Genomic DNA, 26,666 nt, shown 5'->3' with positions numbered 1-26,666 from the left:
TATAGCGACCGTCGCTATCAGATGCTATAGATGCGTTCCCGGACTTACAGCATGCAGCTGACGCAGCCCTCGACCTCGGTGCCCTCCAGCGCCATCTGCCGCAGGCGGATGTAGTAGAGGGTTTTGATGCCCTTGCGCCAGGCGTAGATCTGGGCCCGGTTCAGGTCGCGGGTGGTGGCGGTGTCCTTGAAGAACAGCGTCAGCGACAGGCCTTGGTCCACGTGCTGGGTGGCCGCGGCGTAGGTGTCGATGATCTTCTCGTAGCCGATCTCGTACGCGTCCTGGTAGTAGTCCAGGTTCTCGTTGGTCATGTACGGGGCCGGATAGTAGACGCGGCCGATCTTGCCTTCCTTGCGGATCTCGATCTTCGACGCCACCGGGTGGATGGAACTGGTGGAGTGGTTGATGTAGGAGATCGACCCGGTCGGCGGGACGGCCTGCAGGTTCTGGTTGTAGAGGCCGTATTCCATGACCGCGGCCTTCAGCCCCCGCCAGTCGTCCTGGGTGGGGATATGGATACCGGCGTCGGCGAACAGCCGCGCGACCCGTTCGGTTTTCGGTTCCCACACCTGATCGGTGTACTTGTCGAAGTATTCACCGCTGGCGTACTTCGACTCCGGGAATCCGCCGAACCAGCTGCCGCGTTCCCGCGCCAGCGCGTTCGACGCCCGCAGGGCATGGAAGACGACGGTGTAGAAGTAGATGTTCGTGAAGTCCAGGCCCTCTTCGGATCCGTAGTGGATGTGCTCACGCGCCAGGTAGCCGTGCAGATTCATCTGGCCGAGCCCGATGGCGTGCGAGGAATTGTTGCCCTGTTCGATCGAGGGCACCGAGTTGATATGGGTCTGATCGGAGACGGCGGTCAGCGCCCGGATCGCGACCTCGATGGTGCGCGCGAAATCCGGGGAGTCCATCGCCTTGGCGATGTTCAGCGACCCCAGGTTGCAGGAGATGTCCTTGCCGACCTTGGCGTAGGTGAGATCGTCGTTGTAGATCGACGGGGTGGAGACCTGCAGGATCTCCGAGCACAGATTCGAATGGGTGATCTTGCCGGCGATCGGATTCGCCCGGTTCACCGTGTCCTCGAACATGATGTAGGGGTAGCCGGATTCGAACTGCAGCTCGGCGATGGTCTGGAAGAACTCGCGCGCCTTGATCTTGGACTTGCGGATCCGCTTGTCGTCGACCATCTCGTAGTACTTCTCGGTGACGTCGACATCGGCGAACGGCTTGCCGTAGATGCGTTCCACGTCGTACGGCGAGAACAGGTACATGTCCTCGTTCTTCTTCGCCAGTTCGAAGGTGATGTCCGGGATCACCACACCCAGCGAGAGGGTTTTGATGCGGATCTTCTCGTCCGCGTTCTCCCGCTTGGTGTCGAGGAAGCGGTAGATATCGGGGTGGTGGGCGTGCAGGTACACCGCGCCCGCACCCTGCCGCGCGCCGAGCTGGTTGGCGTAGGAGAACGAATCCTCGAGCAGTTTCATGATGGGGATGACGCCGGAGGACTGGTTCTCGATCTTCTTGATCGGCGCCCCGTGCTCACGGATATTGCTGAGCAGCAGCGCGACCCCGCCGCCACGCTTGGACAGTTGCAGCGCGGAGTTGATGGAGCGCCCGATGGACTCCATGTTGTCCTCTATGCGGAGAAGGAAACAACTCACCGGCTCACCGCGCTGCTTCTTGCCCGAATTGAGGAAGGTCGGGGTGGCCGGCTGGAAGCGGCCGTCGATGATCTCCTCGACGAGTTTGCCCGCGAGCACCTCGTCACCGGCGGCGAGCGTCAGCGCGACCATGCAGACCCGGTCCTCGAAGCGCTCCAGGTAGCGCTTCCCGTCGAAGGTCTTGAGGGTGTAGGAGGTGTAGTACTTGAACGCGCCGAGGAAGGTGGGGAACCGGAATTTCTTGGCGTAGGCCTGCTGGAACAGCTTCTTCACGAAGGCCCGGCTGTACTGCTCGAGCACCTCGGGTTCGTAGTAGTTCTCCTCGACGAGGTAGTCGAGCTTCTCGTCGAGGTTGTGGAAGAAGACGGTGTTCTGATTGACGTGCTGCAGGAAGTACTGATTGGCGGCTTCGCGATCCTTGTCGAACTGGATCTCACCGTCCGGTCCGTACAGGTTCAGCATGGCGTTGAGGGCGTGGTAGTCCAAGACCTCACCGGCGTCGCCGGCGCGCTGCGCGGGCTGCTCCAGACGGGCCGTCATACCTGCTGATGCTGTCGTTGTTGCTGCCAAAACAATCCCAATCCCTCTCGGACGCGGGCGACGTCCTCAGCGGTTCCCATGAGTTCGAAGCGGTACAGGTAGGGCACCCCGCATTTACGCGAGATCACATCACCTGCGAAGCAGAAGGTGTCACCGAAATTCGTGTTCCCGGCGGCGATCACACCGCGCAGCAGTGCGCGGTTGTGCGGATCGTTGAGGAACTTGGCGACCTGACGCGGTACGAATTCCTTGTCCGGGCGCGTGGAACCCAGGACGTGCCGACCGCCCCCGTAGGTGGGGACGATCAGCACGTACGGTTCGTCGACGCGCAGCGAGCCGGTGGTGTGCAGGGGGATCCGGAGAGCCGGGATATCCAGCTTCTCGACGAAACGGTGTGTGTTCTCCGAAGCGCTGGAGAAGTAGACCAGCGTATGCGATTCGGACATCTCACCTCCCCTCGTTCCCGACCGGGTCGGGCGCGGCGCCGGGTCGGGCCGTATCTATTGCGCCGGAGCGCGGGCCCTTCGTGGTTGCACTTCGCTGCCGGCTCCGGGCCCGACGCGCTCAGGCGGCGACGGTGGCCAGTGCCTTGATGCGATCCGGGCGGAAACCGGACCAGTGCTCGTCGCCGTTGACGACGACGGGGGCCTGCAGGTAGCCGAGCGCCATCACGTAGTCGCGGGCTTCGGCGTCCTCGGAGATATCGACGACACGGTATTCCACCTCGGCCTTGTCGAGAGCCTTGTAGGTGGCATTGCACTGGACGCAAGCGGGCTTGGTGTAGACGGTGATCATTCGAGTCCCTCTCTCCTGTGCCAATGTGCGGTGTTTGCGGCCCTCTGTGGTGACGGACCGCCGCCTGCGAGCCGACGTCACCGCGCATACCGATCCCGGCCGGCGGTTTCGGTGTGTACAGCGCGGCGCCGGCACGATCGGATGATCCTGCGCAAACTCCGAAGACCAGCCCTGAAACCCCACGTCCGGGCCGGTTCCACCCATCGCCGGCGGGCTCCTCGCCCTACCGCCTTCGGGTACCGATGACACTACACCTAGTGGCCGACATTCCGAAACAACACGAGATGTTGCGAGTCACAACGGTGTGATTCCATACGTGTAAGCCGCAGGACAGCAACTCGACACGCCGTATTCACGGTGGCCCAGATCACAAATCGTCCGGCCCAGCTCTTTTTCAGCAAACCCAGGAGACACGTCTGTCACACCAGTCGCCGACGTCCCAGCAGGCCCGCGGGCACCGCCCGGAACAGGGTACGAGACGGGCCCGCGACGCGCCCGGAACCCCACGCGGCGCGGAGTCGCACGAAAACGCCGGGGCCGCCTCGTCCATGGACGAGGCGGCCCCGGCGTGGGATCGGCGATCAGGCGTCGACGAGCTCCCCACTGGCCGCGTCGGCCAGAACCTTCAGCGCGCCGGTCAGTTCGCCCAGCGCCTCCGAGTCCTCGCTCGGATGACTCGCGACGAAACGCTCGCCCCAGGCCGCGTAGTGCAGATGCGCCTCTTCGACGATCCGGCCGCCCGCGATACCGACGGACTTCACCGTGTCGGCGTGCGCCCACTTGGCGGCATTGGGGCTGATGGAACCACTCACGACAGCCACCGGCTTGGCGCTGATCGCACCGGCACCGTAGGGCCGGGACAGCCAATCGATGGCGTTCTTCAGCACGGCCGGCAGCGTCCCGTTGTATTCCGGGGTGACCACGAGCAGGCCGTCGCTCGCCGCGACCGCGTCGCGCAGCGCCTGCGCCGCGGCGGGAACCGAACCCTCGACGTCGATATCCTCGTTGTAGAACGGAATCTCACCGATACCCTCGTAGAGGGTGGCTTCGGTACCGGCGGGCACGGTGGCGGCCGCCGCCTCGGCAAGCCGCCGGCTGATCGAAGCCTGACGAAGGCTTCCGACGAGTACGACGATACGGGTCTGGCTCATATTCACTCCTGCGGTACTAGTTGTGTGACGATCCCACCGCCCAGATCAACCGGACCACGGTCCGCTACATTCCCCGGAGGCCGGCGCAGCACCGTGAACTACGACACACCACGCCAGCCGGATCCCTGGCGCCCGGGCGATCCCCTCACCCCCGCCATGCCATCACAGGTGCATCGGCCGGAACGGATCGGCCCCGCGCTACCCGGCACCGGCGAACCGGCCGAACGCGCCGACGCCGCGCGCAACCGGCGACGTCTGCTCGACGCCGCCCAGGAACTCGTCCGCGCGCACGGCGTGGACGCCCTCACCATGGACGCGCTCGCCAAACGGGCCGGAGTCGGCAAGGGCACCGTCTTCCGCCGGTTCGGCAACCGCACCGGCCTGATGTACGCACTCCTGGACCATTCCGAGACCCAGGCCCAGGAGGCGTTCATCTTCGGCCCGCCGCCGCTGGGCCCGGGCGCACCACCGATCGAACGGCTCGTGGCCTTCGGGCGGGCCCGGCTGCTGGATATCGAAGTGGAGGGCGAACTGCACCGGGCCGCCGAACTCGGCTCCGAACGGCACTACCGGAGCGAACCGTATCGCGTGCTGAAAACCCATGTGGCGATGCTGCTCCGGGGCGCGCAGACTCCCGGTGACACCGGACTGCTGGCCGACGCGCTACTGGCCACCCTCGGGGCCGGGCTGGTCCTGCACCAGATCCGCACCCTCGGGCACACCCGGGAACAGATCGGGGACAACTGGGAAGCGCTGGTTCGCCGGGTCGCCGGAAGGCATGCGCAGTAGAGTTGTCCGGCATGGGAAACGTGCGTGATCAGATCATCGCCGAGCTGGGTGTGCTGCCGAGTGTCGAACCCAAGGACGAGGTACGGCGCCGGGTCGATTTCCTGAAGGACTATCTGCGCGCCACGCCCGCACAAGGTTTCGTGCTGGGAATCAGCGGCGGCCAGGACAGCGCGCTCACCGGCAGGCTCTGCCAGCTGGCGGTCGAGGAGGTGCGCGCCGAAGGTGGTGCGGCGCGGTTCATCGCCGTGCGCCTCCCCTACGGTGTGCAGGCGGACGAGGCCGACGCCCGGGTCTCCATGACCTTCGTGGCACCCGACGAATCGGTGGTGGTCAACGTCCGGCCGGGCGCCAACGCGGTCGCCGCCGAGGTCGCCTCCGCGCTGTCGGTCGGCAAACTGCGGGATTTCGTCCGCGGCAATATCAAGGCCCGCGAGCGCATGGTCATCCAGTACGCCCTCGCCGGTCAGGAGAATCTGCTGGTCGTGGGCACCGATCACGCGGCCGAGGCGGTCACCGGGTTCTTCACCAAATACGGCGACGGCGGCGTGGATCTGACCCCGCTCACCGGCCTGACCAAACGCCAGGGCGCGGCGCTGCTGCAGGAACTCGGCGCACCCTCGCGGCTGTGGTCCAAGGTGCCGACCGCCGATCTCGAGGACGATCGCCCGGCCCTGCCCGACGAGGAAGCCCTGGGCCTGCGCTACAGCGAGATCGACGACTACCTGGAGGGCAAGGACGTCACCGACGAGGTGGCCCGGCGGATCGAGACGATCTACCGGAGCACCCGGCACAAGCGCACCGTCCCGGTCACCCCGCTCGACGACTGGTGGCGCTGACCCGCCCGGTCAGCACACCGGACCGCCCGGGGTGCCGGCCACGGCCCGCACCAGCTCGGTGAGCAGGTCGAGATCCGGGCCCGCCGCGTGCCGGAAACGCAGACAGCCCTTGCCCATATCCCGGCCGGCCAGCCGCTGCGCGAACTCCGCGCGGATATCCTCGCGCAGGAGATAGAACGAGAAGTAGTCGCGCTGTACCGCGAACGCGACCTCGTCCCGCCCGTCGTACCGGTAGACCGGCATCCCGTAGGCCATCGTCTCGGTGTAGCCGTTCAGTTCCGTCCGGCACAGTGCGCGGACCGCGGTGGCCGCGGGCCGGCGCTCCGCCGGGAGCTCGGCCAGGTAGGCATCGACATCGGGAGCCGTGCTCTTCACCACGGGCACACTCTACCGCCGCAGGCCGCCGCGACCGGGCGACCGATACGGGTCGATCCGATACGTGCGGTCCCCCTCCCGGTTCGCCGGCGCAGTGGAAGGGCGGAGCCGGCCCGCGCGCTATGAACCGGCCGCCGGACTCGGGTGCGTTCGTGCCGCGCCCTCGGCCTCCGCCAGCCTTCGCCGCAGGTAGCCGCGGGCGGCGTCGTTACCGGCCGCGGCGATCGCGGCGCGGTATTCCGGTACCGCGTCGGACGGTCTGCCCGCCCGGCGGAACAGGTCGGCACGCGCGGCCGCCACCGGATGCCCGGCCGCCCGCGGATGGTCGTCGGCGATTTCGTCCAGAACCGCCAGTCCCCGCTCCGGGCCGTCTCGCATCCCCACCGCGATGGCGCGATTGACCGCGACAGCCGGTGACGGCGCGTAACTCATCAGCTCGTCGTAGGCCGCCACGATCGCCCGCCAATCGGTCGCGGCCCACTCCGGTGCGACGGCGTGGGCGGCGGCGATCCGGGCCTGGGCCAGATACGGTCCGCCACCCTCGGCCGCGATCAGCAGACAGTCCAGACCGGCCCGGATGCCCGCGCGATCCCAGGCTGCGCGATCCTGCTCGTCCAGGGGTACGAGCTCACCCCCGGTCGTGCGCCGGGTGGACCGGCGGCTGTCGGTCAGCAGCATCAGCGCGAGCAGCGCGTACGCCTCGGACCGCACCGCATGCTCCTCGACGGGTAGCAGGTCGCAGAGCAGGCGACCCACCCGGATCGCCTCATCGCACAGTTCGTCGCGGACCGCGCGCGGCCCCGAGGTCGCGAAATAGCCCTCGGTGAACATCAGGTAGATCACCGCGAGCACGGTCGGCGTCCGCTCCGGAAGCAGCGCGGCGGGCGGTACCCGCAGCGGTATCCGGGCCTGGCGGATCTTGGCCTTGGCCCGGGTGATCCGCTGCGCCATCGTCGCCTCCGATTGGAGGAAGGCCCGCGCGATCTCCGTGGTGCGCAGACCGCAGACGAACCGCAGGGTCAGCGCCACCCGGGCCGGCGGCGCGAGCGCGGGATGGCAGCAGGTGAAGATCATCCGCAGCCGGTCGTCGGGCAGACCGGGATCATCGGGTTCCGCGGGCGCCGGCGTCGCCCGCAGAGCCTCGCGTTCCTTGCCGCCGCGCGCCGATTCGCGGCGCAACCCGTCCAGCGCGCGGCGTCGCGCGGCGGTGGTGATCCACGCGCCCGGATTGGCCGGGACCCCGTCACGCCGCCAGGTCCGCACCGCGGCGGCGAACGCCTCCTGTACGGCGTCCTCGGCTGTCCCGATATCACCGGTGAGCCGGGCGACGGTGGCGACGGCACGACCGAACTCGGCGCGGTACACGCCGTCGAGTCCGGTCGTCGTCGGATCGCTCACTCGCCGAGATCGACCACCCGCCGCACCTCCGTACCGCCCTTCGGGCCGACCGGGATCTCGGCCGCGATCTCCGTGGCGGCCCGCCGGTCCGGGGCGGTGAACAGATACAGCCCGCCGACCACCTCCGCGGTCTCGGTGAAGGGGCCGTCGGTGATGAGCGGTTTCTCCCGCGACCCCCGGACCGTGGTGGCCGTGGTGGCCGGACTCAGCGCGCCACCGCCGCGAATCACCGGGCCCGCTTCCGCGCCGAACCGCTCGTGCTCGGCCGCGGCGGAATCCCATTCGGGTGTACCCGGGGAGACCATCGCGTCCGCCTGTTCCCACAGCAGCGCCATCCACCAGTCCGGGCCGGGTTCGCCGTGCGGCATCCATTGCGCCATCGGCCGCAGTTCGACCGCCCCTGTTTCGACGGCCGGCAGCTGCCGGGCGAGTTCGAGTGCCTCGTCCAGATCGGCCACATCGAAGACGTAGAACCCGCCGACCACCTCGGCGTGTTCGGCGAACGGCCCGTCGGTGACCAGCGTGGTAGCGCCGTCGCGGCGGAGCGTGACGGCCGAATCCGACGGATACAGCGCGGCACCACCGGCGATGACCTCGGCCACCCGGGCGTCGAACGCCGCGTACCGGGCCACTTCGGCGTCGAACTCGGGTGTTCCCGGTTGTGCGACGGCATCGCCCTCGCGGCCGGTGAGCAGAGCCAGGTAGTACATGACGTCATCCTTCCTCGTCGGCGAGGAGTCCGATACCCCTCTCACCACAACGACGTGCGGAGACGCGGTTTCTCGACAACCCGCCGGAAATTCCGGGAGGGCGGTGCGACATGGTGCCGGAGACGCGGTCCGGGGCTCAGCCGCCGGCGAAGGGCGGCATGACATCGACCCGCGGGGTCAGTGCCGCGCCGGTATCGCGGGTCAGTTCGTCGCCCATCAGGTAGGCGCAGACGCCCAGCATCTTGTCCAGATCCGGGCCGTAGGTCGCGGCCAGCCGGGACCGGAGATCGGCGACGGTGGCGCCGGGCGGCAGGTCCAGCGTTTCCGCGTTCTTGCCGACGGCGTCGGCGATCGCGGCGAAATAGCGGACCTCAACCACCTATGGCTCCCATCGTGCGTTCCGGTGGGACGAAGTCCGCGGCATCGATACCGTGACCCGCCCATTTCTGCCACATGGCACCGCGCCACAGCCGCGCCAGTTCCGCATCGTCGGCACCGGAGCGCAGGGTCGCGCGCAGATCGAATTCCTGATCGCTGAACAGGCAGGACCGCAGCATACCGTCGGCGGTGAGCCGGGTGCGGTCACAGCTGTCGCAGAATGTGCGGGTCACCGAGGCGATGATCCCGACGGTGCCGGGCCCGCCGTCCACCAGCCAGGTCTCGGCGGGGGCCGACGGGTCGCTGCGGCCGACCGCGGTGAGCGTGTAGCGGGCGCCGAGGACGTCGAGCAGTTCCGCGGCGGTCACCATGTTCTCGCGGGCCCATTCGTGGTCGGCGTCCAGCGGCATCTCCTCGATGAACCGCAGCTCGCAGCCCTCGGCCAGGCACCAGCCCAGCAGGTCGGCGGCACCGGCGAGGGTCTGGCGCATGAGGACCGCGTTCACCTTCACCGGCGCCAGCCCGGCAGCACCGGCGGCGCGGATCCCGGACAGCACCGAATCCAGGCGGTCGCGGCGGGTCAGGCGGGCGAAACCGTCGCGGTCGACGGTATCCAGCGAGATATTGACCCGGCCCAGCCCGGCCGCCGCCAGCCCCGCCGCGCGATGGCGCAGACCGATACCGTTCGACGTCATGGACAGCGGAATCCCCGGGACAGCGGCATGGCATCCGGCCACGATCTCTTCCAGATCGCGCCGCATGAGCGGCTCGCCGCCGGTGAACCGCACCTCGCGGATGCCGAGTTGGTGGACCGCCAATGAGACCAGGCGCACGATCTCTGCCGCGCTGAGCAGCTCGTCCGGCGGTATCGCGGGCAGCCCTTCCTCGGGCATGCAGTAGGTACAGCGCAGCGAGCACTTCTCGGTGATGGAAACCCGGAGATCCCGCGCGGTGCGACCGAAACGGTCCACCAGCAGGGGGGTATCCGGACGTCCGTCGAGCGAGGGGCGCCCGGACCGCACTGTGGGTATCCCCATGTCGACCAGTGTCACATCCCCCATTATGAACGCCCGGTGCCCGCCCGGACCGGCCGTCCGCGCGATCGGCCGCATCGTGCCCGGTCCGGGCGCCGACACGCCCGCCGCCGGAGCCCGCCCGGAATGCCGGAACACCGGTACGGCGGCGGGCCCGGATCGCACTAGGCTGAATCCATGATTTCTCGGCCCGCCCGCCCCCAGGTCCGGTCGGCGGACGACTACCGCGACACCATCGAGCAGCTGTTGCGCCCGCTGGCCGCCCGCCCGGTCGAATCCGTGCCGATCGCCGAGGCGGTCGGCCGGTTGCTGGCCGAGGATATGCGGGCGCCCATCGATCTCCCCGTTTTCCGGAATTCGGCGATGGACGGTTACGCGGTGTGGGCCGGGGATGTGGCGATCACCCCGGTGCGCCTGCCGGTGACCGGAGTGGTGGCCGCGGGGGACACCGGCGAGCCGCTCGCTCCGGGCACCGCGCGCAAGGTGATGACCGGCGCCCCGCTGCCCGACGGCGCGCAGTGCGTGGTTCCGGTGGAGGATACGACCGCCGAGGGCGGCACCGTGCACATCACCCGCGGCCGGGCCCGCGGCGAATTCGTGCGCGAACCGGGCAGCGATGTGCGCGCCGGCGCGGAATTGGTCTCGGCCGGAACCCTGCTCGCGCCCCGGCATATCGCGGCACTCGCGGCGGTCGGGCTCGCCTCGATCCCGGTGTTCGCCCCTATCCGGGCCGCGCTGATCGGCACCGGGAACGAACTCGTATCGCCCGGCGGGCGCCTGCGGCCGGGCCAGATCTACAACTCCAACGGCATCGCGCTGGCGGCCGCCCTCGAAGCCAACGGGGTGCGGGTGACCGGGGTGGAGCACAGTTCCGACGACCCCGGCCAGTTCCGGCGGCTGCTGCGTGCCGCCGCCGCGGACGCCGATCTGGTGATCACCACCGGCGGTGTGTCCAAGGGGGACTTCGAGGTCGTGCGCGAGGTGCTGATCCCGTTGGGCGGTGAATTCGGCTCGGTCGCGATGCAGCCGGGCGGTCCCCAGGGCCTGACGGTAGTCGACGGGGTGCCGGTGCTCAGCTTCCCGGGGAACCCGGTGAGCGCGGTGGTGTCGTTCGAGGTCCTCGCCCGGCCCATCCTGCGGCGGCTGTCCGGCCTGGGTCCCGTTCCCGAATACGAACTGCCACTGCTGGGCGCGGTACGCAGCTCGCCGGCCGGGCGCCGTCAGTTCCTGCGCGGCAAACTGGTGTGGAAGGGCGCGCGACCGCATGCGGTGGAGGTGGTCTCCGGGCCCGGATCACATCTGGTGGCGAGTATGGCGGCGGCGGATGTGCTGATAGATATCCCGGCCGAGGAAACCGAGATGCCGCCCGGGACGGCTGTGCGAGTGTGGACGTTATGAGCGAGTTGTCGCATGTGGATTCGACGGGCCGGGCCCGCATGGTGGACGTGAGTGCCAAGGCCGATACCGCCCGGGTCGCCGTGGCGGCCGGGGAACTGCGGACCACCCCCGAGGTGATCGCGCTGGTGCGCGCCGACGATATGCCGAAGGCCGATGTGCTGGCGACCGCCCGGCTCGCCGGTATCGCGGGAGCCAAGAAGACCTCGGAACTGATTCCGCTGTGCCATCAGCTCGCGCTGTCCTCGGTGAAGGTCGACTTCGGTTTCACCGCGACGTCCATCACCATCGAGGCCGCCGCGAAGACCACCGGGCCCACCGGAGTGGAGATGGAAGCGCTGACCGCGGTGGCGGTCGCCGGGCTCACCCTGCACGACATGGTGAAAGCGGTCGACCCCGCGGCGGTGCTGGGCGATATCCGGCTGCTCACCAAGGAGGGCGGGAAGCGGGGGCAGTGGACCCGCCCGGCCGACGGCCCGGCCCCGACCGGCGATACTTCCGCGCCCGAAAGCGCCGGCCACACCGGCCGTCGGGAAACCGGATCGGCCGAGCCGGCCACCGGGCCCGGCGCCGACGGTCCGGCGGCACCCGGCACCGAAACCGCCGCGCGGCCGGCCGTCCCGGCGGCGGTTCCCGGTACCGCGGCGGTGCTCGTGGCCTCGACCGGCGCCGCGGCGGGGACGCGTACCGATACCACCGGACCCCGGCTGGTGTCATGGCTGAACGATCTCGGCTACACCGTGCGCGGTCCGCTGATCTACCCGGATGCCGAGATCGCCGCCGGGCTGACCGAGGCCTTGCGGACCAACCCCGCCCTGGTGGTGACCACCGGCGGCACCGGCGCCTCCCCCACCGATCGGACCCCGGAGGCGACGGCGGCGGTGCTGGATCGCGAACTGCCCGGGGTGGCCGAGTCCATCCGGCAGCGCGGTACGGCGAAATTCCCGCTGGCGGCGCTCAGCCGGGGTATCGCGGGGCTGGCCGGACGGACGGTGGTGGTGAACCTGCCCGGGTCACCCGGCGGGGTGAAAGACGGTATCGCGGTGCTGGAACCGCTGCTGGAACATCTGCTCGCGCAGGTGGCGGGCGGCGGCGCGCACGACGAGGGAAGTGCCGCCGCGGCACCGGGTACGAGATGGGGAAACGAGAGCGCACATGCCTGAACTATCGTCCGGAACAACCGAACACGACCCGGGCGGCGGGGTCCGGCTCGCCGAGATCAGCGAAGCACCGCTGGACCCGCTGGTCGTCGACGCCGCCGTCCGCGGTCCCCGGCACGGGGCCGTGGTGGTCTTCACCGGGGTGGTCCGCGATCACGACGGCGGGCAGCCCGTTTCGGCACTGGAATACTCGGCGCATCCGGAAGCGGTCCGCTTCCTGCGCGAATGTTGTGCCGCCGTCGCCGAATCCACCGGCCTGCCCGTCGCCGCCGTGCACCGGATCGGAAATCTGCGGGTCGGCGATCCGGCGATCGTGACGGCGGTCGCGGCACCGCATCGCGCCGAGGCCTTCGCGGCCTGCGCGACCCTGGTGGACCGGATCAAACACGACGTGCCGATCTGGAAACGCCAGATGTTCGCCGACGGTCTCTCCGAGTGGGTGAACGCCTGCGGGTGAGGCCCGGTCAGGCCGGAGCGGTCTGCGGGATGTAGCGGAAGACGGGCAGCATCGCCTGGTCGTCCAGCGGGTCGCCGTGGTGTTCGGTATCGCGCAGCAGCGCCGGTATCGCCGCGGTGTCCAGGCCGGTGCCGATGAGTACCAGGTCGGTTTTCTCGCGTCCGGCGCGGCCCGCGGGTTCCAGGGTTATCGCACGGCCGACCAGATGCACGATATAGCTTTCGTGACCCGCGACCGGGAAATTCACGAAACCCTTGGCGCGGAAGAGACCGGCGGGCGGGTTCTCCAGGAAATCGAGCAGGCGTCTCGGGTGCAGCGGGGCGGCGGCGGTGAAGACGAGGCTGGTGTATTCGTCGTGCAGGTGCCGATGCGCGCCGTCCCCGTGGCCGTCCTGGCAGCCGGGTTCGTCGTCGAGCAGTAGTTCGTCGAAGCTCAGCTGGTCGCCGGCCCGGGGCGCGAGCGGGCGGCGTGGGTCGAACAGCAGTCCCGGGTCGATGCGCCCGTAGCTGGTGGCGTAGACGGGTGCGCCACCGGTGAGGTCGGTGATCTCGGCTCGCAACCGGTCCAGCGCGCCGGCCTCGAGCCGGTCGGCCTTGTTCACGACCACCAGATCCGCGAGCCGCAGATGACTCGCGAGTTCCGGATGCCGTTCCCGCCCGGTGGCGAACTCCGCGGCGTCCACCACCTCGAGCAGTCCGCCGTAGCGGATCCGGGTGTTCTCGCTGCCCACCACCATCCGCACCAGGTTCCGCGGTTCGGCCAGTCCGCTGGCCTCCACCACGATCACATCGATGCCCGCGCGCGGTTCGGTGAGCCGGGTGAACAGTTCGTCGAGTTCGCCGACATCCACCGCACAGCACACGCAGCCGTTGCCGAGCGAGACCATGGCGTCCACCTGCCCGGCCACCAGCATCGCGTCGATGTTCACGGCGCCGAAGTCGTTGACCACCACACCGATCCGGGTGCCGCGGTTGTTGCGCAGCAGATCGTTGAGCAGGGTCGTCTTCCCCGCGCCGAGGAATCCGGCCACGATCACCACGGGTATACGCTCAGCCACCCGTCCACCTTACTGAGCGCTCCGCGCGGCCCCGGGCCCGGCGGAACATGGGCGTGGTGCGGTTGTCACCGCGGCCGTCGCGGCAACGCGGATCGCATTTTCGACAGAATTGCTTCTGTTTCAAATTCACGGCCGGACGCGGAATTCCACGCAATTCCTACCGGAATATACGAAATTGTGCCGATTCCCCGAAATCCATTCCGAGACTCTGGTAAACGTCCCGGGGAGATCGCGGGGGATCTCTGCTGTAGGAAATAGAATTACCGAGGAGTAACCAATGCGTGCAGGCACGTTCCTGATCGCCACAGCGGCGCTGTCGGCGGCGACCGTGCTGGGCAGCGGTATCGCGGCGGCCGATCCGGCCGACCATATACCGCAGGACGGCGTCTATCGGGTCGGCGTCGATATCCGGCCCGGAGTCTACGAATCGCCCGGACCCACCGATCCCACCAAGGCCTGTGATTGGCGGCGGCTCTGGCAGCTCGAGGGCGACAACACGAATATGAAATACATCATCGAGAACAACTACACGAAGCTGGGCCCGATCCGGGTGACGGTGAAGCCGACCGACGCCGGTTTCACCACCCGGAACTGCGGATCGTGGCGTATGGTGCCGCCCGCACCTTCGGGGTCGGCCGGATTCTGACCGACTCCGGCCCGGCCGGGTGCGGATCCAACCCGTTCCCGGCCGGGCCCGTCACGGCAATCAGCGATGGGCGCGCAACTGGTACAGCCCCTCGGTCTCCGCGACCACCACACCGTCGATATCGGTGAGCACCGCGCGCAACGTGAAATCGGCCTTACCCTCGGCCGCCGCGGTCTCGGAGATCCGCTCGATCTCGGTATCGGACAGCGTGGCCTGCGCCCGGACCGCCGTGGTGGCGGGCCTGCGGAACACGATCCGCAGATCTTTCACCAGCGGGTAGTACTTCGCGGTGTCGAAGCTCGCCACCGCGATCGCACCACCCAGAATCTCACCCACGGTGAACAGCACGCCGGCGTACATGACGCCGAAATGGTTGCCGTTGCCCTCGGCCGGCACCGTCGCCGCGGCATAGCCGCGCCGGACCTCCTCGGCATGCACGCCCATCCGGTGGGCCACCGGAATTGTCTGTTCCAGTGCCGAGTTCACCACTTCGGCGATGGGAGGATTACGGGTATCGCTCATATCGGGGCCGACCCTTTCGAGGGCTCAGACGACGGATTGCTTCTCCGGCGCCGGGGGTTCGGTATCGGTCGCGGCATCGGGTACCTCGGTGCCGCGCAGTGACGTACCCGCGGTCTCCCGCAGGAAGAACCATGCCACCAGGCCGATCAACGAGGCAGCGACCATATAGAGGGCGGGGAACAGGCTCCAGCCCGTGCCCTCGATCACCGCCTCGTTCACCAGCGGAGCCGTGCCGCCGAAAGCGGCGGTGGACACGTTGTAGGCCAGCGCGAAGCCCGCGTACCGGACATGGGTCGGGAAGATCGCGGGGAAGGTCGCGGAGATGGTCGACAACTGCGGTACGTACAGCAGGCCCAGCACCACGAAGCCGACGATGGCCCAGCCGGTACCCACGCCCATCAGCCAGTACATGGGCACCGCCAGCACCGCGAGACCGACCAGCGAGGTCAGCCACATCGGGCGACGTCCCACCCGGTCGGACAGCCGGCCGAAGAACGGCACACATGCCATCATGATCAGCTGCCCGATGAGCATCATGGCCGTGGTCGTGGACTCACCCAGCCCGATGGTGTTCTGCAGATAGGTCGGCTGGTAGGTGAGCAGCGTGTAGTTGGCCACGTTCAGCGCGATGACCAATCCGCCGAGGGTCAGCAGTTCGCGGCGGTAGTCGGTGAGCAGCACCCGGAGCCCGCCTTCGGGATGCTCTTTCTTGTTGACCTCGGTGAAAACCGGCGACTCGTCGAGCTTGGTCCGCAGGTACCAGCCGATGGCACCGAGCGGGATCGCGATCAGGAACGGGATCCGCCAGCCCCAGTCGTGCATGGCGTCCGACCCGAGAATCAGCTGGCAGAGCAGGACGACCGCCGAGCCGCCGACGAAGCCGCCGAGAGTGCCGAATTCCAGGAAGCTGCCGAAGAACCCACGTTTCTTGTCCGAGGCGCATTCCGCCAGATAGGTGGCCGCACCACCGTACTCACCGCCGGTGGAGAAGCCCTGGACCACTCGCAGCAGGATCAGCAGGATGGGCGCGAGCACCCCGACCTGGCCGTGCGTCGGCAGGACGCCGATCAAACCGGTGGCCGCGGCCATCATCAGAATGGTGGTGGCCAGGACCACCTTGCGGCCGACCCGGTCGCCGAGGGGGCCCCACACCATGCCGCCGAGCGGGCGGAGCAGGAACGAGATGGCGAAGCCGAGCATGGTGCCCAGCGTGCCGAGTTCGCCCGGGAAGAAGGCGTCGGTCAGGTAGGTGGCCGTGGCGGCGTAGACGCCGTAGTCGAACCATTCGGTGGCGTTGCCCATGGCCGAGGCCGCTACCGATTTTCTGAGCTGTGGTGCTTCCTGTGCTGCTTCCGGCTGCTGGTCCGTCACGGTCAGTCCTCTCCGGCGTACGCATCCGCGTCGGCCCGGCCGACCCATGACGTCGCGCTCGCCGGCGACCGGGTTCCGGCGAGTATCGACTCCAAACCGTTACCCGGCATATGCCCCGGGTAAACGCAACGCTTGCCGAACAGGCATGGCCGACCGGCTCCGATCAGCTATTTCCCAGCTTATGTGAAGGGCCTCACAGATGCCGTGACCCGGGTCGCCGGCGCGCGTCCGCCGACGACCCGATGTCCGGTATATCCGATTCGGAAGTCGGGTCCGATCAGGAGTTCCGCTCGCCGGCGACCACCCCGGGATGTTCGCGATGATTCACCACGATCAGCGGCAGCCGCAGCGCCGCCGGGGCCATTTCGGGCACCGCCGGCGCCACCGGGGCCACCGGCGCGATCCGCCGGTAGGGCTCCCCGAGCGGTGGCCGCGGGTCGGCCTCGCCCTTGTTCGGCCACAGGGCCACGGCGCGTTCGGACTGCGCGGTGATGGTCAGCGACGGGTTCACCCCCAGGTTGGCCGAAATGGTCGAACCGTCGATCACATGGATTCCCGGATGCCCGTACAGGCGGTGGTAGGGATCCACCACCCCGGTCTCGGGGCTCTCGCCGATCACGCAGCCGCCGATGAAATGGCCGGTCATCGGAATATTGAACACGCTGCTGCTGGCGCCGCCGGGAATGCCGTCGATCTTGTCCGCGACCCGGCGGCCCACCTCGTGACCCGCCGGGATCCAGGTCGGGTTGGGGGCGCCCTCACCCTGCCGGGTGGTCATCTTCCGGCCGAACAACCCACGTTTGGTGTAGGTGGTGATCGAGTTGTCCAGTGACTGCATCACCAGCAGGCCGATCATCTGCTCCGACCAGCCCCGCGGGTTGTGAAGATGCGGCAGGTCCCGGCGGTGGCGCCACATCTCACGGAACCACAGACGGCGTTTGGACACCCCGGGTTCCTCGTCCACCATCACACTGCCCATCAGCGAGATCACATTGCTGCCCTTGCCGTAGCGCACGGGCTCGATATGGGTGTCGGCGTCGGGGTGGATCGAGGAGGTGATGGCCACCCCCTTGGTGAAATCGTTGTTCTTGTCCCGGCTGCGGATCGCGAGCAGTTCCTCGGAGTTGGTCCGGGACAGGAACCCGAGGCGTCCGGAGATATTCGGCAGCGACCCGGAATCACGCAACTTGTGCAGCAGTCGCTGGGTACCCAGCGCGGCCGCGGAGAAGATCACCTGTTCGGCGGTGTAGGTGGTGCGCTTCTTACGGACCCAGCGCCCGGTGGTCGCGGTTTTCACCGCGTAGCCGCCGCCCGGCAGGGGTTTCACATCGGTGACGGTCCGCAGCGGATGCACCGTGGCACCAGCCTGTTCGGCCAGATAGAGATAGTTCTTGACCAGGGTGTTCTTGGCATTGTGGCGGCATCCGGTCATACATTCGCCGCAGTGCGTGCAGGTGCGCCGGGCCGGACCGGCGCCACCGAAATACGGATCGGCGACATCCTCACCGGGCCGGGCGCCGGGTCCGCCGAAGAACACCCCCACCGGCGTGCGCTGGTAGGAATCGGCGACGCCGAGTTCGGCGGCGATTTCGCTGAGCACCCGGTCCGGGGCGGTGGTCGCCGGGTTAGTGGCCACGCCCAGCATGCGTTTGGCCTGGTCGTAGTACGGGTCGAGCTCGTCTTTCCAGTCGGTGATATGCGCCCACTGGCGGTCCCGGAAGAATTTCTCCGGCGGTTCGTACAGTGTGTTCGCGTAGACCAGCGAACCACCGCCCACTCCGGCGCCGGCCATGATCAGGGTGTCCTTCAGCAGCGTGAGTCGCTGGATACCGAAGCACCCGAGAAACGGCGCCCACAGATACTGCTTGGCGCGCCACGAGGTGGCCGCGAATTCGTCGTCGGCGAACCGGCGCCCGGCTTCGACGACGCCGACCCGGTAACCCTTCTCGGTCAGTCTCAGGGCGCTCACACTGCCGCCGAATCCGGAGCCGATGACGAGTACGTCGTAGTCGAAGGCCTGCCCGGCGGTATCGAAGGCCTGGCCGTGCCCGGCGCCGGTGCCGGGGCTGGATGCGGAACTGGACATCGTTCGAGACTATGGCCTGGGTCACCCCGGAGGAAACACACCCACGGACACAAAATCGGCATTTCCGGCCAAACCGGACAGTCCGCGATACCCGGGCCGGGACCGACCCGTACGTCCGGGCCCCGGCTCGCGACTCATCCGCCCGCCCCGGCCACCGGCTGCTGCGGCCCGCCGCCGTCCGCACCGGCCGGCGCACTCGGATCCCAGGCCGCGTGCGCCCCCGGTGTGCCGTGCTCCACCACATAGGACGCCCGGGTGCTCACCGGCGCGCCGGGTTCCCGGATATAGGGCACCACCCGGAAATCGGTGCGCCACTGCCGTTCGTCCACTTCCACTCGCAGGTAACCCCGCTGGCTGTTGAAGAATTTCATATCGGGATTGGCGGCCAGCAGCATCCGGCCGCGCGGGGTGGAATCGGCGCCGTCGCGGCCGGTGGTGATCGAGGTGCCGGTGAATTCGGTCGCCACCACCGGCGAACCCGGGTCGCGGTAATCGCCGCGGATATCGGCCACATAGTTCTCGTGCCGGTCACCGGTCAGCACGACCAGATCACCGCGCCCCCGCGCCGCGGCCGCGGCGAGAACGGCGTCGCGGTCGGCCACATAGCCGTCCCAGGCGTCGGTGCCGACGACCACGGCGGGTCCGGGGTCGTGATCGGATTGGGCCATCGCCACCTGGTTGCCCAGGATCTGCCAGCGCGCGGTGGACCGGGTGAGTCCGTCGATCAGCCACTCCCGTTGGCCGGCACCGAGAATCGTACGGTCGGCGGCGAAACGATCGGGGCAGTCCACCACCAGATTCGCGCCGTCCCCGCAGACCAGTGACGAGCGGTGCTGGCGGGTGTCGAGCATGGTGAGATCGGCCAGCGAGCCGAAGGAGTAGCGGCGATGCATCCGCGTATGGGGTCCCGACGGCAACTGGCCGATCCGCAGCGGCAGATGCTCGTACATCGCCTGGAACGCCGCCGCTCTCCGGCGCCGGAACAACGCGGGCAGCAGATGGATATCGATACCCGCCCCCGGATCGAAACCCGCCCAGTTGTTGTCGATCTCGTGATCGTCGAAGGTACAGACCCACGGGAACGCGGCATGCGCGGCCCGCAGTTCGGGTTCGGCCTTGTAGTACGCGTACCGCAACCGGTACCCGGTGAGGTCGGTGGATTCCTCCCGCAGGGCCGAGGGGATCTCGACGCCTGCGCGGCCACGCGCCCACTCCATCTCGTAGATGTAGTCCCCGAGATGGACCACCAGATCGAGGTCCTCATCGCACAGATGCCGATAGGCCGTGTAGTGACCCGAGCTCCAGTGCTGACAGGAGGCGACGGCGAACCGCAGCCGATCGACCCGGGCACCGGGCGCCGGCGCGGTCCGGGTGCGACCCACCGGTGAGATCGCCGAACCTGCCCGGAAGCGGTAGAAGTACCAGCGATCCGGGGCCAGCCCCCGCACCTCGGGATGCACACTGTGCGCCAGTTCCCGGGTCGCCACCGCACTGCCGCGCGCCGCGACGCGGCGGAAATGCTCGTCCTCGGCGACCTCGTAGTCGACCGTGACCGGTGCGCGGGCCGTGGACGCGAGACCGTCCGGGGCAAAAGGATCGGGCGCCAGCCGGGTCCACAGCACCACCCCATCGGGTAGCGGGTCACCGGAGGCCACGCCCAGCGTGAACGGATCACCGAGCAGGCGCGGAGCGCGAAACGGCGCACTGCTCGCCAGACCGGCCCCGGCCAGTACGGCGGCCGTTGCGGCCGTGCCGGTCTGTAACAGCCGGCGACGGGTCAGGACCATGGCCCCATTATCGCGCGAACCGGACAAAGCGCCTGGCGCCGCACCGCCGGGCTGCCCGACCGGCCGCGGACCCGACGGATCCGGCCGGTCGGGCACAGCCCTAGAGATCGGTGAAGCAGACCACGAATCGACGTTCGTCGTAGACGAATCCGTTATCGGCCGACGGGCACGCGTTCACATTGTTGGTCTCCGGCAGAATGCTGACGACCTGCATCCCGCCGGGTCCGCATTCGACGCGCTGCGGCTGATCACCCGAGACATCGACACAACTACCGACGACCCAGTCGATATCGAGGCACAGGGTCGTCTCGGCGACGGTGTGGCCGGCATCCGCGTCGGCCGGGCAGGTGGTGCCCGGCGGGCCCGCGCTGGTCACCTTGTACCGGGATTCCGCACTGCCGCAGGCCGCCTTGGTGACGTCCTTCTCACCGAAACCGCTGAGACATTCACCGGCGGCCACCTCGACCTTCGGCGGCGCTTCCTTCGCCTCTTTGTTCATCTCCCCCGCGATCCCCGACGCCGGCGGCGTGGTGGTGGGGGCGGCCGGGGCGGACGACGCCACCGACGAAGGCGCGGCGGGAACGCCCGGCACCTGGGTGGAGGCAACCGGACCGGTGGTGACCGCGGGAGTCGGCGCCGCGAGGTCCGCCGTGGGCTCCTCGCCGCCGCCGGCGGTGGCCAGCAGCGCGGCCACGCCGATCCCCAGCACGATCGAGGTGACCACGGCCGCGATGGCAATCGCGGCCGCGGTCGCCCCGACGCGGGCTCGTTTGTCCTGCTGCGAGAGCGGCGGGCGACCGCCGTCCTCCTGGTCCGGCTGGGTCACGGCTCCCCGCGCAGTACCGCCGTCACGGCGTCACCGAACGGCTGCCCGCCCATGATGTAGCCGCCGGCCACAGCGCCGACGACCAGGCCGATCGGGCCGGTGATGATGCTCAGGAAGCCCAGTCCGACGAGCGCGCCGAGCAGACCGCCGACCACCGCGCCCACGGCGACACCGGCGACGTTCTTGTTCAGTTCGTCGGTCAGCCGGGCCATGGAGCTGACGGGCCGCATCTCGCCGATGTTCTCGGCCGTCACGGTCGGGGTCAGTTCGAGAGTGCTGCCGTCGGCGCTGATCTCGTGGGCGACCTCCACCTCGCTGCCGGAGACGTCGTATTTCAGTGGCACCTCGGCCACAACGGCGCCGCTGACGGCTTTCAGGACGGCCTTGGCGCCGTCGGGCGTCAGCTCGAACAGCCCGTCACGCACCGCGGTGGTGATCGTCTGCGTCTTCTGATCGACGCTGGTCTCGTAGGCGACGCCCTGGTCGACGCCCTCGCTCTTGATCTCGGGAGCCGGTGCCGCCGGTGCCGCCGGTTCGGCATTCACCGTCGCGGCGGAAATTCCTACAGCGGCGACGGCCAGAAGTGTGGTGGCGGCGAAAGTGCCGAACTTCATTACGTTCAATCCTTCTCACGTGGACCGTCCGGGAGCGGGCGGCTGCGATTTCACTTCGCGCACAGGACCATACCGAGATTCCGACTTACCGCGCATATCCACAATTAACAGGAGAATTAATCCTTTAAATTGCTGTCCAATAACCGGACTGCCGGGCAGTAATTCCCCGAAACTCCCCCGGTGCAATGGTTATAGGCCGATGCGATATCCGGCGAGGGGCCGGAAACCGGCCCGTCAGCATTCCTCTGGCAATCCGCCGGGGTCGATAACGTTTATGCACCGTTATTCACGCGTAGGCGCCTGCGTGTTACAACCACCGGCAATTCCGCGCCCACTTCGTGACCCGGCGGGACTGTGCCCCGCGGTCCCGGCCGTGCTGCACTACACACAGGAGGTTTCCACCCGCAGGCACCGCCGAGGACCGGAGACGCGCCATGACCACCGCAGCGAGCTTCCGTATCGGACTGACCACACTGGCGATCACGGCAGCGGCAGCCGGTTTCGCGCCCACCGCCGCGGCGGACGTCACCGCCGTCCGGGTCACCGGCGGGTTCGGCCTGGGCTTCATCCAGTACGGCGTCGGGTGCACCTACACCGTTGTCGTCGCCGGTGATCCCGGCGCCGGGGTCACGCTGCAGGACTGGGTGAACGACACCCCCGGCGGCGGAACCTTCGGCCCCGTCACCGAGGACGAACCCGGGATCTACACCGCGGATTGGCGCCCCACGGTGATCGGCCGCCATCTGGTCTCCGCGGGCCCGGACCGGTTCCGCGAAGGCGCGTCCACGGTGGTCAATGTCGAGGTCGGCCACGATTTCGGGCTGGTCTGCCTCACGCTGCCCGAGACATTGGACCTGCCGTTCTGACACCGGCGCGAGCGCGGGTCCGGCACCGGCGCGAGTGTCGTTCTGCCACCGGCGCGAGTGTCGTTCTGCCACCGGCGCGAGTGTCGTTCTGCCACCGGCGCGAGCGCCGCGCCCCGCGCCGGGGCCCCTTCCAGTGCGCTTGACACCTTCCGCAGTTCTGACAGACTCCGACGAAAATCGCGCGCGGGTTGCGCCCGGGCCGGACGGAGGGATAGCGGATGGGTGTCTACGCGGTCACGGGGTCGGCCTCGGGGATGGGCAGGGCGGTCGCCGAGAAACTGATCGCGCAGGGCCACCGGGTGATCGGTGTGGATATCCAGGAAGCCGATATCGTCGCCGATCTGTCGACCCCGGCAGGGCGCCGGGCCGCCATCGACGGTGTGCTCGCCGCCGCCGACAACCGCCTCGACGGCGCCGTCCTCGCCGCCGGCCTGGGTCCGGTACCCGATCCCACCCGGCTGCCGGTAATCGCGGCGGTGAACTACCTCGGCGTGGTGGAGCTGCTCGACGGCTGGCGCCCGGCGCTGGCCGCCACCGGTTCCGCGCGGGCGGTCGCGTTCGGTAGCAATTCCTCGACCACGGTGCCCGTGGTGCAGGGCCGGACGGTCCGGGCCTTCCTCGCTGGGGATACCGAACGGGCCGTGCGCTCGGTGCGCCTGTTCGGAAAACAGGCCGCGCCGTTCGTCTACGCCGCCTCCAAGATCGCGGTGAGCCACTGGGTCCGCCGCCACGCGGTGCGGCCGGAATGGGCGGGGACCGGGATCCGGCTCAATGTCATCGCCCCCGGCGCCATCCTGACCCCGCTGCTGGAACGCCAGCTCGCCTCCCCCGCGGAAGCCAAGGCCGTCAAGGCGTTCCCGGTGCCCACCGGCGGCTACGGCAAACCCGATCACATCGCCGACTGGGTCTGCATGATGCTGTCACCGTCGGCCGAATTCCTTTGCGGCAGTGTGATATTCGTCGACGGTGGCACGGATGCCTACTTCCGCGCCGAGGACTGGCCGCGCGCTGTCCCGCTGCGCCGCGTGGTCGGCTATCTGCGGCGGTTCCGGGGGTTCGCCGCGACCCGTGAGCCCGTGGAAACCCCGGCCGGCGGCGAGTAGCAGTACTCATCCCGGCACCCTCGTCCCCCGCCGCACGACGGCGCCGGGCCCGGTCTGATCACGCGGGCCCGGGCAACTGCAACGCGTTGAACCAGATCCAGTCGAGCGTTTCGAGCAACGTGGCGGTGTCGATCTTCTCGCCCTCCACGAACACCAGATACGCCATCTTGCTCACCATGCTCGACAGCGCCAGCGCGGTGACCCGCGGATCCAGCCGGGCGGCCGCCACACCCTGCTCCTGCAGATCCCGGATCAGGGCGGCATTGCGATCGACGAACGCCGACGCGCGTTCGGCGCGCAGTGCCGCGAACTGGGGGTCGATCCGCGAAACCTGTTCGAGGACCGCCATCATGCGAGCGTTGCGCCGATACGATTTCAGATATTCCCGGTTGGCCGCGGAGATCCAGTCCCGCGGATCGCCACTGCCGCCGCGGACCCGCACATGCGGATGCAGCATCTCGTCGCGGACCTGGGCCACGACCTCGGCGAAGATCTCTTCCTTGCTGTCGAAATAGGTGTAGAAGGAACCGGCGGCCACCCCGGCGGTCCGGGTGATATCGCTGATCCGGGCATCCAGGAAACCGTCCTCCTCGAAAACCCGCCGGGCCGCGTCCACCAGGGCGCCGCGGGTGCGTACCCCGCGGCGGCTCTTGGGGGCCGGTCGCGCGGGCTTTCCCGACATCGCCACCGAGACCGCCGCCGACCCGGGAGAACCACTGTCTTCCCGGGCTTTCACCGGTTACTCGCTGTCATGGAAGAGGCGGCCGGTCGCCAAGGTGGTGAGGCGATCGTCGTTACCGGAATCACGCAGCGTCGCCCGCCCGACATCGGCCCGCAGGGTCGCGTCCGCGACCACCGGACCCACCCGGGCCGGTTGCAGGTAGCGCAATCCGAGGGTGCTCAGGGTGGCGCCGGGCGCCAGCGACAGTATCGCCTCCTCCGCGGCCAGAGCGATCAACCCGCCGTTGACGGTGCGCGAGGCGTTCAGGCCGTCATCGGTGCGCGGCAGCACCGCGGTACCGGGCGCCGTGCGCTCACACCCCGCCCGTTCGGCCAGCGGCACCTCGAGCAGATGCTCCGAAATCGGCATATCGAGGCTGAGCTCCGCGGGCAGCCGCAACTCCTCGTTCGGCGACACCATGAACGAACCACCGCCGAACGCGAACGGCTCCCCGTCCACGGTCCACTCGACCTCGGCCACGAACACCGACCGGCCCGCCTTGATCTTGCGTCCCACCGCCCTGATCTCACCGGAGCCGGGCGCCGGGCGGTACAGGTGCACGTCGAGTTCGAGGGTGACCGGCACCCGCGGACCCAGCGTGAGGGCCGCCAGCAGCCCGGTCACGGTATCGGTCCAGGTGGCGAGTACCGAGGTCCGCAACCGGCCGGTGCCCGGCACATGCATCTGCGGGGTGATGGTGGCCGCGCCGTGCAGTTCGTCGCCGCGCAGCGTGGTCGCGAAGCCCAGCTCCAACAGGATGTGACGCCGCCTGCTCGGTTCGGTTCCGGTCTCGACCGTCATGGATAGCCTCCTCGTGCCCGCCCGCACCGGCACCGGACCCACGCCGGGCCGACCGGACATATCCAACGTATCGGGCGGTGGGCGCCGGTGTGCGGGTCACCTCCCGCCGATACGCGCCCGGGTCAGCCGGCGGCGGCCTCCGCGGCCGCCCGCGCCTTACCCAGTTCGGCCCGCGCGATGGTGAGTTTGTGCACCTCGTCGGGGCCGTCGGCGATACGCAGCGTCCGCAGATGCGCGTACATACTCGCCAGCGGGAAATCCTCGGTGACCCCGGCCGCGCCGTAGACCTGAATGGCCCGGTCCACGATGCGCAACGCCATCACCGGCGCCGCGATCTTGATGGCCGCGATCTCCGTCCGCGCCTCCTTGTTGCCGACGGTGTCCATCATCCACGCCGTTTTCAGGGTGAGCAGCCGCGCCTGTTCGATATCGATGCGGGCCTCCGCGATCCAGTCCCGGATATTGGCCCGTTCGCTGACCTTACGGCCGAAGGTGGTCCGGGACTCCGCCCGCGCGCACATGAGTTCGAGCGCCCGCTCGGCCATCCCGATCGCCCGCATGGCGTGATGGATACGACCCGGACCGAGCCGCGCCTGGCTGATCGCGAACCCCTCGCCCTCCCCCTTCAGCACATCGCTCGCCGGCACCCGGACATCGGCGAAATCGATCTCGGCATGCCCCTCCCGGTCGATATAACCGAACACCGGCAGATTCCGCACCACCCGCACACCGGGGGCATCGATCGGCACCACCATCATCGACTGCTGACGGTGCTTCGGCGCGTCCGGATCGGTTTTGCCCATCACGATCAGCACCTTGCAATTGCGGTGCATGGCGTTGGAGGCGAACCATTTACGGCCGTTGAGGACATAGTGGTCGCCGTCGCGCTCCATCCGCATCTCGACGTTCGTCGCATCCGAGCTGGCCACCCCGGGCTCGGTCATCGCGAACGCCGACCGGATGGTCCCGTCGAGCAACGGTTCGAGCCAGCGTTCCTTGTGCTCCTGGGTACCGAAGAGGGTGAAGACCTCCATGTTCCCGGTATCGGGGGCCGAACAGTTACAGGCCTCCGGTGCCAGCGCCGGGCTGCGGCCCATGATCTCGGCCAGCGGCGCGTACTCCAGATTGCTCAGCCCCGGCCCCCACTCCGGATGCGGATGGAACAGATTCCACAGACCACGGCTCTTGGCCTCGGCCTTCAGATCTTCGAGGATCTGCGGATGGTGGTGCGGATCCCCGGCCTCGGCCATCTGCCCGGCGTACACCGGCTCGGCCGGGTAGACGCTTTCGTCCATGAACGCGAGCAGGCGCTGCCGATACTCGCGGGCACGGTCGGTCGAGGTGAACAGTTCCACGAGAACTCCGATCTTCGGGGCGCGGCTCGATGCGCCGGGGGGCGGCCGTTCGCTGCTCCCCGACCGTAATCGAACTTGAATCCGGATTCAATAATTTTGGTGGCGCTTTCGGCGCCACGGGGGGAGGCCCCCTTGGTCCAGTGGTTCCGCTCTCGAGACTCGCGCCTGCGGCGCCCCGCGGGGCTCGCGGTCTCACATGTCGGGGCACCCCCCTTGAGGTGCGGGGTAT

Annotated in this window: 27 protein-coding genes; 8 read left to right on the top strand and 19 right to left on the bottom strand. The window is 68.7% G+C overall.

The genetic code is table 11. The features are described 5' to 3' along the window. Window positions 1–44 precede the first annotated feature (44 nt). The 4 genes from nrdE to AB0F41_RS23620 form a co-directional block, all read right to left on the bottom strand. Window positions 45–2,204: a class 1b ribonucleoside-diphosphate reductase subunit alpha gene (gene nrdE / locus AB0F41_RS23635; protein ID WP_357427239.1), complete on the bottom strand. Its 2,160-nt coding sequence runs from the start codon at window positions 2,202–2,204 to the stop codon at window positions 45–47. Beyond that, complete coding sequence (gene nrdI / locus AB0F41_RS23630; RefSeq protein ID WP_357427237.1) at window positions 2,201–2,650, bottom strand: class Ib ribonucleoside-diphosphate reductase assembly flavoprotein NrdI; 450 nt, start codon at window positions 2,648–2,650, stop codon at window positions 2,201–2,203. Before nrdI ends, nrdE begins: the two co-directional genes overlap by 4 nt. A 118-nt stretch (window positions 2,651–2,768) precedes the next feature. Further along, window positions 2,769–2,999 carry a glutaredoxin-like protein NrdH gene (nrdH, locus tag AB0F41_RS23625; RefSeq protein WP_357427235.1) on the bottom strand — a complete coding sequence of 77 codons (231 nt, stop codon included), beginning with the start codon at window positions 2,997–2,999 and terminating at the stop codon, window positions 2,769–2,771. A 581-nt stretch (window positions 3,000–3,580) separates the two neighbouring features. Continuing rightward, complete coding sequence (locus AB0F41_RS23620) at window positions 3,581–4,150, bottom strand: NAD(P)H-dependent oxidoreductase (RefSeq protein WP_357427233.1); 570 nt, start codon at window positions 4,148–4,150, stop codon at window positions 3,581–3,583. Between the two features lie 156 nt (window positions 4,151–4,306). Here AB0F41_RS23620 and AB0F41_RS23615 point away from each other — a divergent pair, with 156 nt between their 5' ends. Both AB0F41_RS23615 and nadE read left to right on the top strand, forming a co-directional pair. Then, on the top strand, window positions 4,307–4,939 hold the full coding sequence (locus tag AB0F41_RS23615; RefSeq protein WP_357427295.1) for a helix-turn-helix domain-containing protein: 633 nt from the start codon (window positions 4,307–4,309) through the stop codon (window positions 4,937–4,939). A gap of 11 nt (window positions 4,940–4,950) precedes the next feature. Then, window positions 4,951–5,775 (top strand): ammonia-dependent NAD(+) synthetase, encoded by an 825-nt coding sequence (gene nadE / locus AB0F41_RS23610; protein WP_357427231.1) that lies wholly within the window; start codon window positions 4,951–4,953, stop codon window positions 5,773–5,775. A gap of 9 nt (window positions 5,776–5,784) precedes the next feature. Here the strand turns inward: nadE and AB0F41_RS23605 are convergent, their stop codons facing one another. The 5 genes from AB0F41_RS23605 to moaA form a co-directional block, all read right to left on the bottom strand. After that, window positions 5,785–6,153 carry a DUF1801 domain-containing protein gene (locus AB0F41_RS23605; RefSeq protein ID WP_357427229.1) on the bottom strand — a complete coding sequence of 123 codons (369 nt, stop codon included), beginning with the start codon at window positions 6,151–6,153 and terminating at the stop codon, window positions 5,785–5,787. Window positions 6,154–6,270: 117 nt separating this feature from the next. After that, window positions 6,271–7,548, bottom strand: coding sequence for a sigma-70 family RNA polymerase sigma factor (locus tag AB0F41_RS23600; RefSeq protein ID WP_357427227.1), 1,278 nt, complete (start codon window positions 7,546–7,548; stop codon window positions 6,271–6,273). Continuing rightward, window positions 7,545–8,258, bottom strand: coding sequence for a YciI family protein (locus tag AB0F41_RS23595; RefSeq protein ID WP_357427225.1), 714 nt, complete (start codon window positions 8,256–8,258; stop codon window positions 7,545–7,547). The genes AB0F41_RS23600 and AB0F41_RS23595 overlap by 4 nt, the downstream gene beginning before the upstream one ends. 136 nt (window positions 8,259–8,394) lie before the next feature. Beyond that, window positions 8,395–8,637, bottom strand: a complete 243-nt coding sequence (locus tag AB0F41_RS23590) for a MoaD/ThiS family protein (protein ID WP_357427223.1) — start codon at window positions 8,635–8,637, stop codon at window positions 8,395–8,397. Then, entirely contained in the window at window positions 8,630–9,688 is a 1,059-nt protein-coding gene (gene moaA / locus AB0F41_RS23585; protein ID WP_357427221.1) for a GTP 3',8-cyclase MoaA, read from the bottom strand. The genes AB0F41_RS23590 and moaA overlap by 8 nt, the downstream gene beginning before the upstream one ends. A 159-nt stretch (window positions 9,689–9,847) precedes the next feature. Between moaA and glp the strand changes: the two genes are divergently transcribed. Genes glp through AB0F41_RS23570 form a run of 3 tightly spaced genes read left to right on the top strand, consistent with a single transcriptional unit; the run spans window position 9,848 to window position 12,682 of the window. Beyond that, on the top strand, window positions 9,848–11,068 hold the full coding sequence (gene glp / locus AB0F41_RS23580) for a gephyrin-like molybdotransferase Glp (RefSeq protein ID WP_357427219.1): 1,221 nt from the start codon (window positions 9,848–9,850) through the stop codon (window positions 11,066–11,068). Continuing rightward, the gene (gene moaCB / locus AB0F41_RS23575; RefSeq protein WP_357427217.1) at window positions 11,065–12,228 is read left to right on the top strand and encodes a bifunctional molybdenum cofactor biosynthesis protein MoaC/MoaB; all 1,164 of its coding nucleotides are present in this window, start codon (window positions 11,065–11,067) and stop codon (window positions 12,226–12,228) included. Before glp ends, moaCB begins: the two co-directional genes overlap by 4 nt. Continuing rightward, window positions 12,221–12,682 (top strand): molybdenum cofactor biosynthesis protein MoaE, encoded by a 462-nt coding sequence (locus AB0F41_RS23570; protein WP_357427215.1) that lies wholly within the window; start codon window positions 12,221–12,223, stop codon window positions 12,680–12,682. Before moaCB ends, AB0F41_RS23570 begins: the two co-directional genes overlap by 8 nt. A gap of 7 nt (window positions 12,683–12,689) precedes the next feature. On the opposite strand, the gene AB0F41_RS23565 is transcribed toward AB0F41_RS23570, so the two are convergent. After that, window positions 12,690–13,739, bottom strand: a complete 1,050-nt coding sequence (locus tag AB0F41_RS23565; RefSeq protein ID WP_357427213.1) for a GTP-binding protein — start codon at window positions 13,737–13,739, stop codon at window positions 12,690–12,692. A 277-nt stretch (window positions 13,740–14,016) separates the two neighbouring features. On the opposite strand from AB0F41_RS23565, the gene AB0F41_RS23560 reads away from it, so the two are divergent. Then, window positions 14,017–14,385, top strand: a complete 369-nt coding sequence (locus AB0F41_RS23560; protein WP_357427211.1) for a hypothetical protein — start codon at window positions 14,017–14,019, stop codon at window positions 14,383–14,385. Window positions 14,386–14,445: 60 nt separating this feature from the next. On the opposite strand, the gene AB0F41_RS23555 is transcribed toward AB0F41_RS23560, so the two are convergent. From AB0F41_RS23555 to AB0F41_RS23530, 6 genes are all read right to left on the bottom strand, one after another. Next, complete coding sequence (locus AB0F41_RS23555; protein WP_357427209.1) at window positions 14,446–14,907, bottom strand: YiiD C-terminal domain-containing protein; 462 nt, start codon at window positions 14,905–14,907, stop codon at window positions 14,446–14,448. Window positions 14,908–14,931: 24 nt separating this feature from the next. After that, entirely contained in the window at window positions 14,932–16,209 is a 1,278-nt protein-coding gene (locus AB0F41_RS23550; RefSeq protein WP_357427293.1) for an MFS transporter, read from the bottom strand. Between the two features lie 346 nt (window positions 16,210–16,555). Next, a complete protein-coding gene (locus AB0F41_RS23545; RefSeq protein WP_357427207.1) occupies window positions 16,556–18,364 on the bottom strand; it encodes a GMC family oxidoreductase in 1,809 nt (602 codons plus the stop codon). 134 nt (window positions 18,365–18,498) lie between these two features. Continuing rightward, a complete protein-coding gene (locus AB0F41_RS23540; protein WP_357427205.1) occupies window positions 18,499–20,151 on the bottom strand; it encodes an alkaline phosphatase D family protein in 1,653 nt (550 codons plus the stop codon). Between the two features lie 100 nt (window positions 20,152–20,251). Further along, entirely contained in the window at window positions 20,252–20,977 is a 726-nt protein-coding gene (locus tag AB0F41_RS23535; protein WP_357427204.1) for a hypothetical protein, read from the bottom strand. Continuing rightward, on the bottom strand, window positions 20,974–21,591 hold the full coding sequence (locus AB0F41_RS23530) for a hypothetical protein (protein WP_357427202.1): 618 nt from the start codon (window positions 21,589–21,591) through the stop codon (window positions 20,974–20,976). Before AB0F41_RS23530 ends, AB0F41_RS23535 begins: the two co-directional genes overlap by 4 nt. A 434-nt stretch (window positions 21,592–22,025) precedes the next feature. Here AB0F41_RS23530 and AB0F41_RS23525 point away from each other — a divergent pair, with 434 nt between their 5' ends. Both AB0F41_RS23525 and AB0F41_RS23520 read left to right on the top strand, forming a co-directional pair. Beyond that, the gene (locus AB0F41_RS23525) at window positions 22,026–22,457 is read left to right on the top strand and encodes a hypothetical protein (RefSeq protein WP_357427200.1); all 432 of its coding nucleotides are present in this window, start codon (window positions 22,026–22,028) and stop codon (window positions 22,455–22,457) included. Between the two features lie 218 nt (window positions 22,458–22,675). After that, complete coding sequence (locus AB0F41_RS23520; RefSeq protein ID WP_357427198.1) at window positions 22,676–23,560, top strand: SDR family oxidoreductase; 885 nt, start codon at window positions 22,676–22,678, stop codon at window positions 23,558–23,560. Between the two features lie 58 nt (window positions 23,561–23,618). Here AB0F41_RS23520 and AB0F41_RS23515 read toward each other — a convergent pair whose 3' ends face one another. The 3 genes from AB0F41_RS23515 to AB0F41_RS23505 all read right to left on the bottom strand — a co-directional run bounded on the left by AB0F41_RS23515 (window position 23,619) and on the right by AB0F41_RS23505 (window position 26,437). After that, entirely contained in the window at window positions 23,619–24,296 is a 678-nt protein-coding gene (locus AB0F41_RS23515) for a TetR/AcrR family transcriptional regulator (protein WP_357427196.1), read from the bottom strand. Window positions 24,297–24,299: 3 nt separating this feature from the next. Then, window positions 24,300–25,082: a hotdog domain-containing protein gene (locus AB0F41_RS23510; RefSeq protein ID WP_357427194.1), complete on the bottom strand. Its 783-nt coding sequence runs from the start codon at window positions 25,080–25,082 to the stop codon at window positions 24,300–24,302. 122 nt (window positions 25,083–25,204) lie between these two features. Next, entirely contained in the window at window positions 25,205–26,437 is a 1,233-nt protein-coding gene (locus AB0F41_RS23505) for an acyl-CoA dehydrogenase family protein (protein ID WP_357427192.1), read from the bottom strand. Window positions 26,438–26,666 lie beyond the last annotated feature (229 nt).

The organism is Nocardia sp. NPDC024068, from assembly GCF_040638875.1.
Classification (GTDB): Bacteria; Actinomycetota; Actinomycetes; order Mycobacteriales; family Mycobacteriaceae; genus Nocardia.
This window is presented reverse-complemented; position numbering and strand designations above follow the sequence as displayed.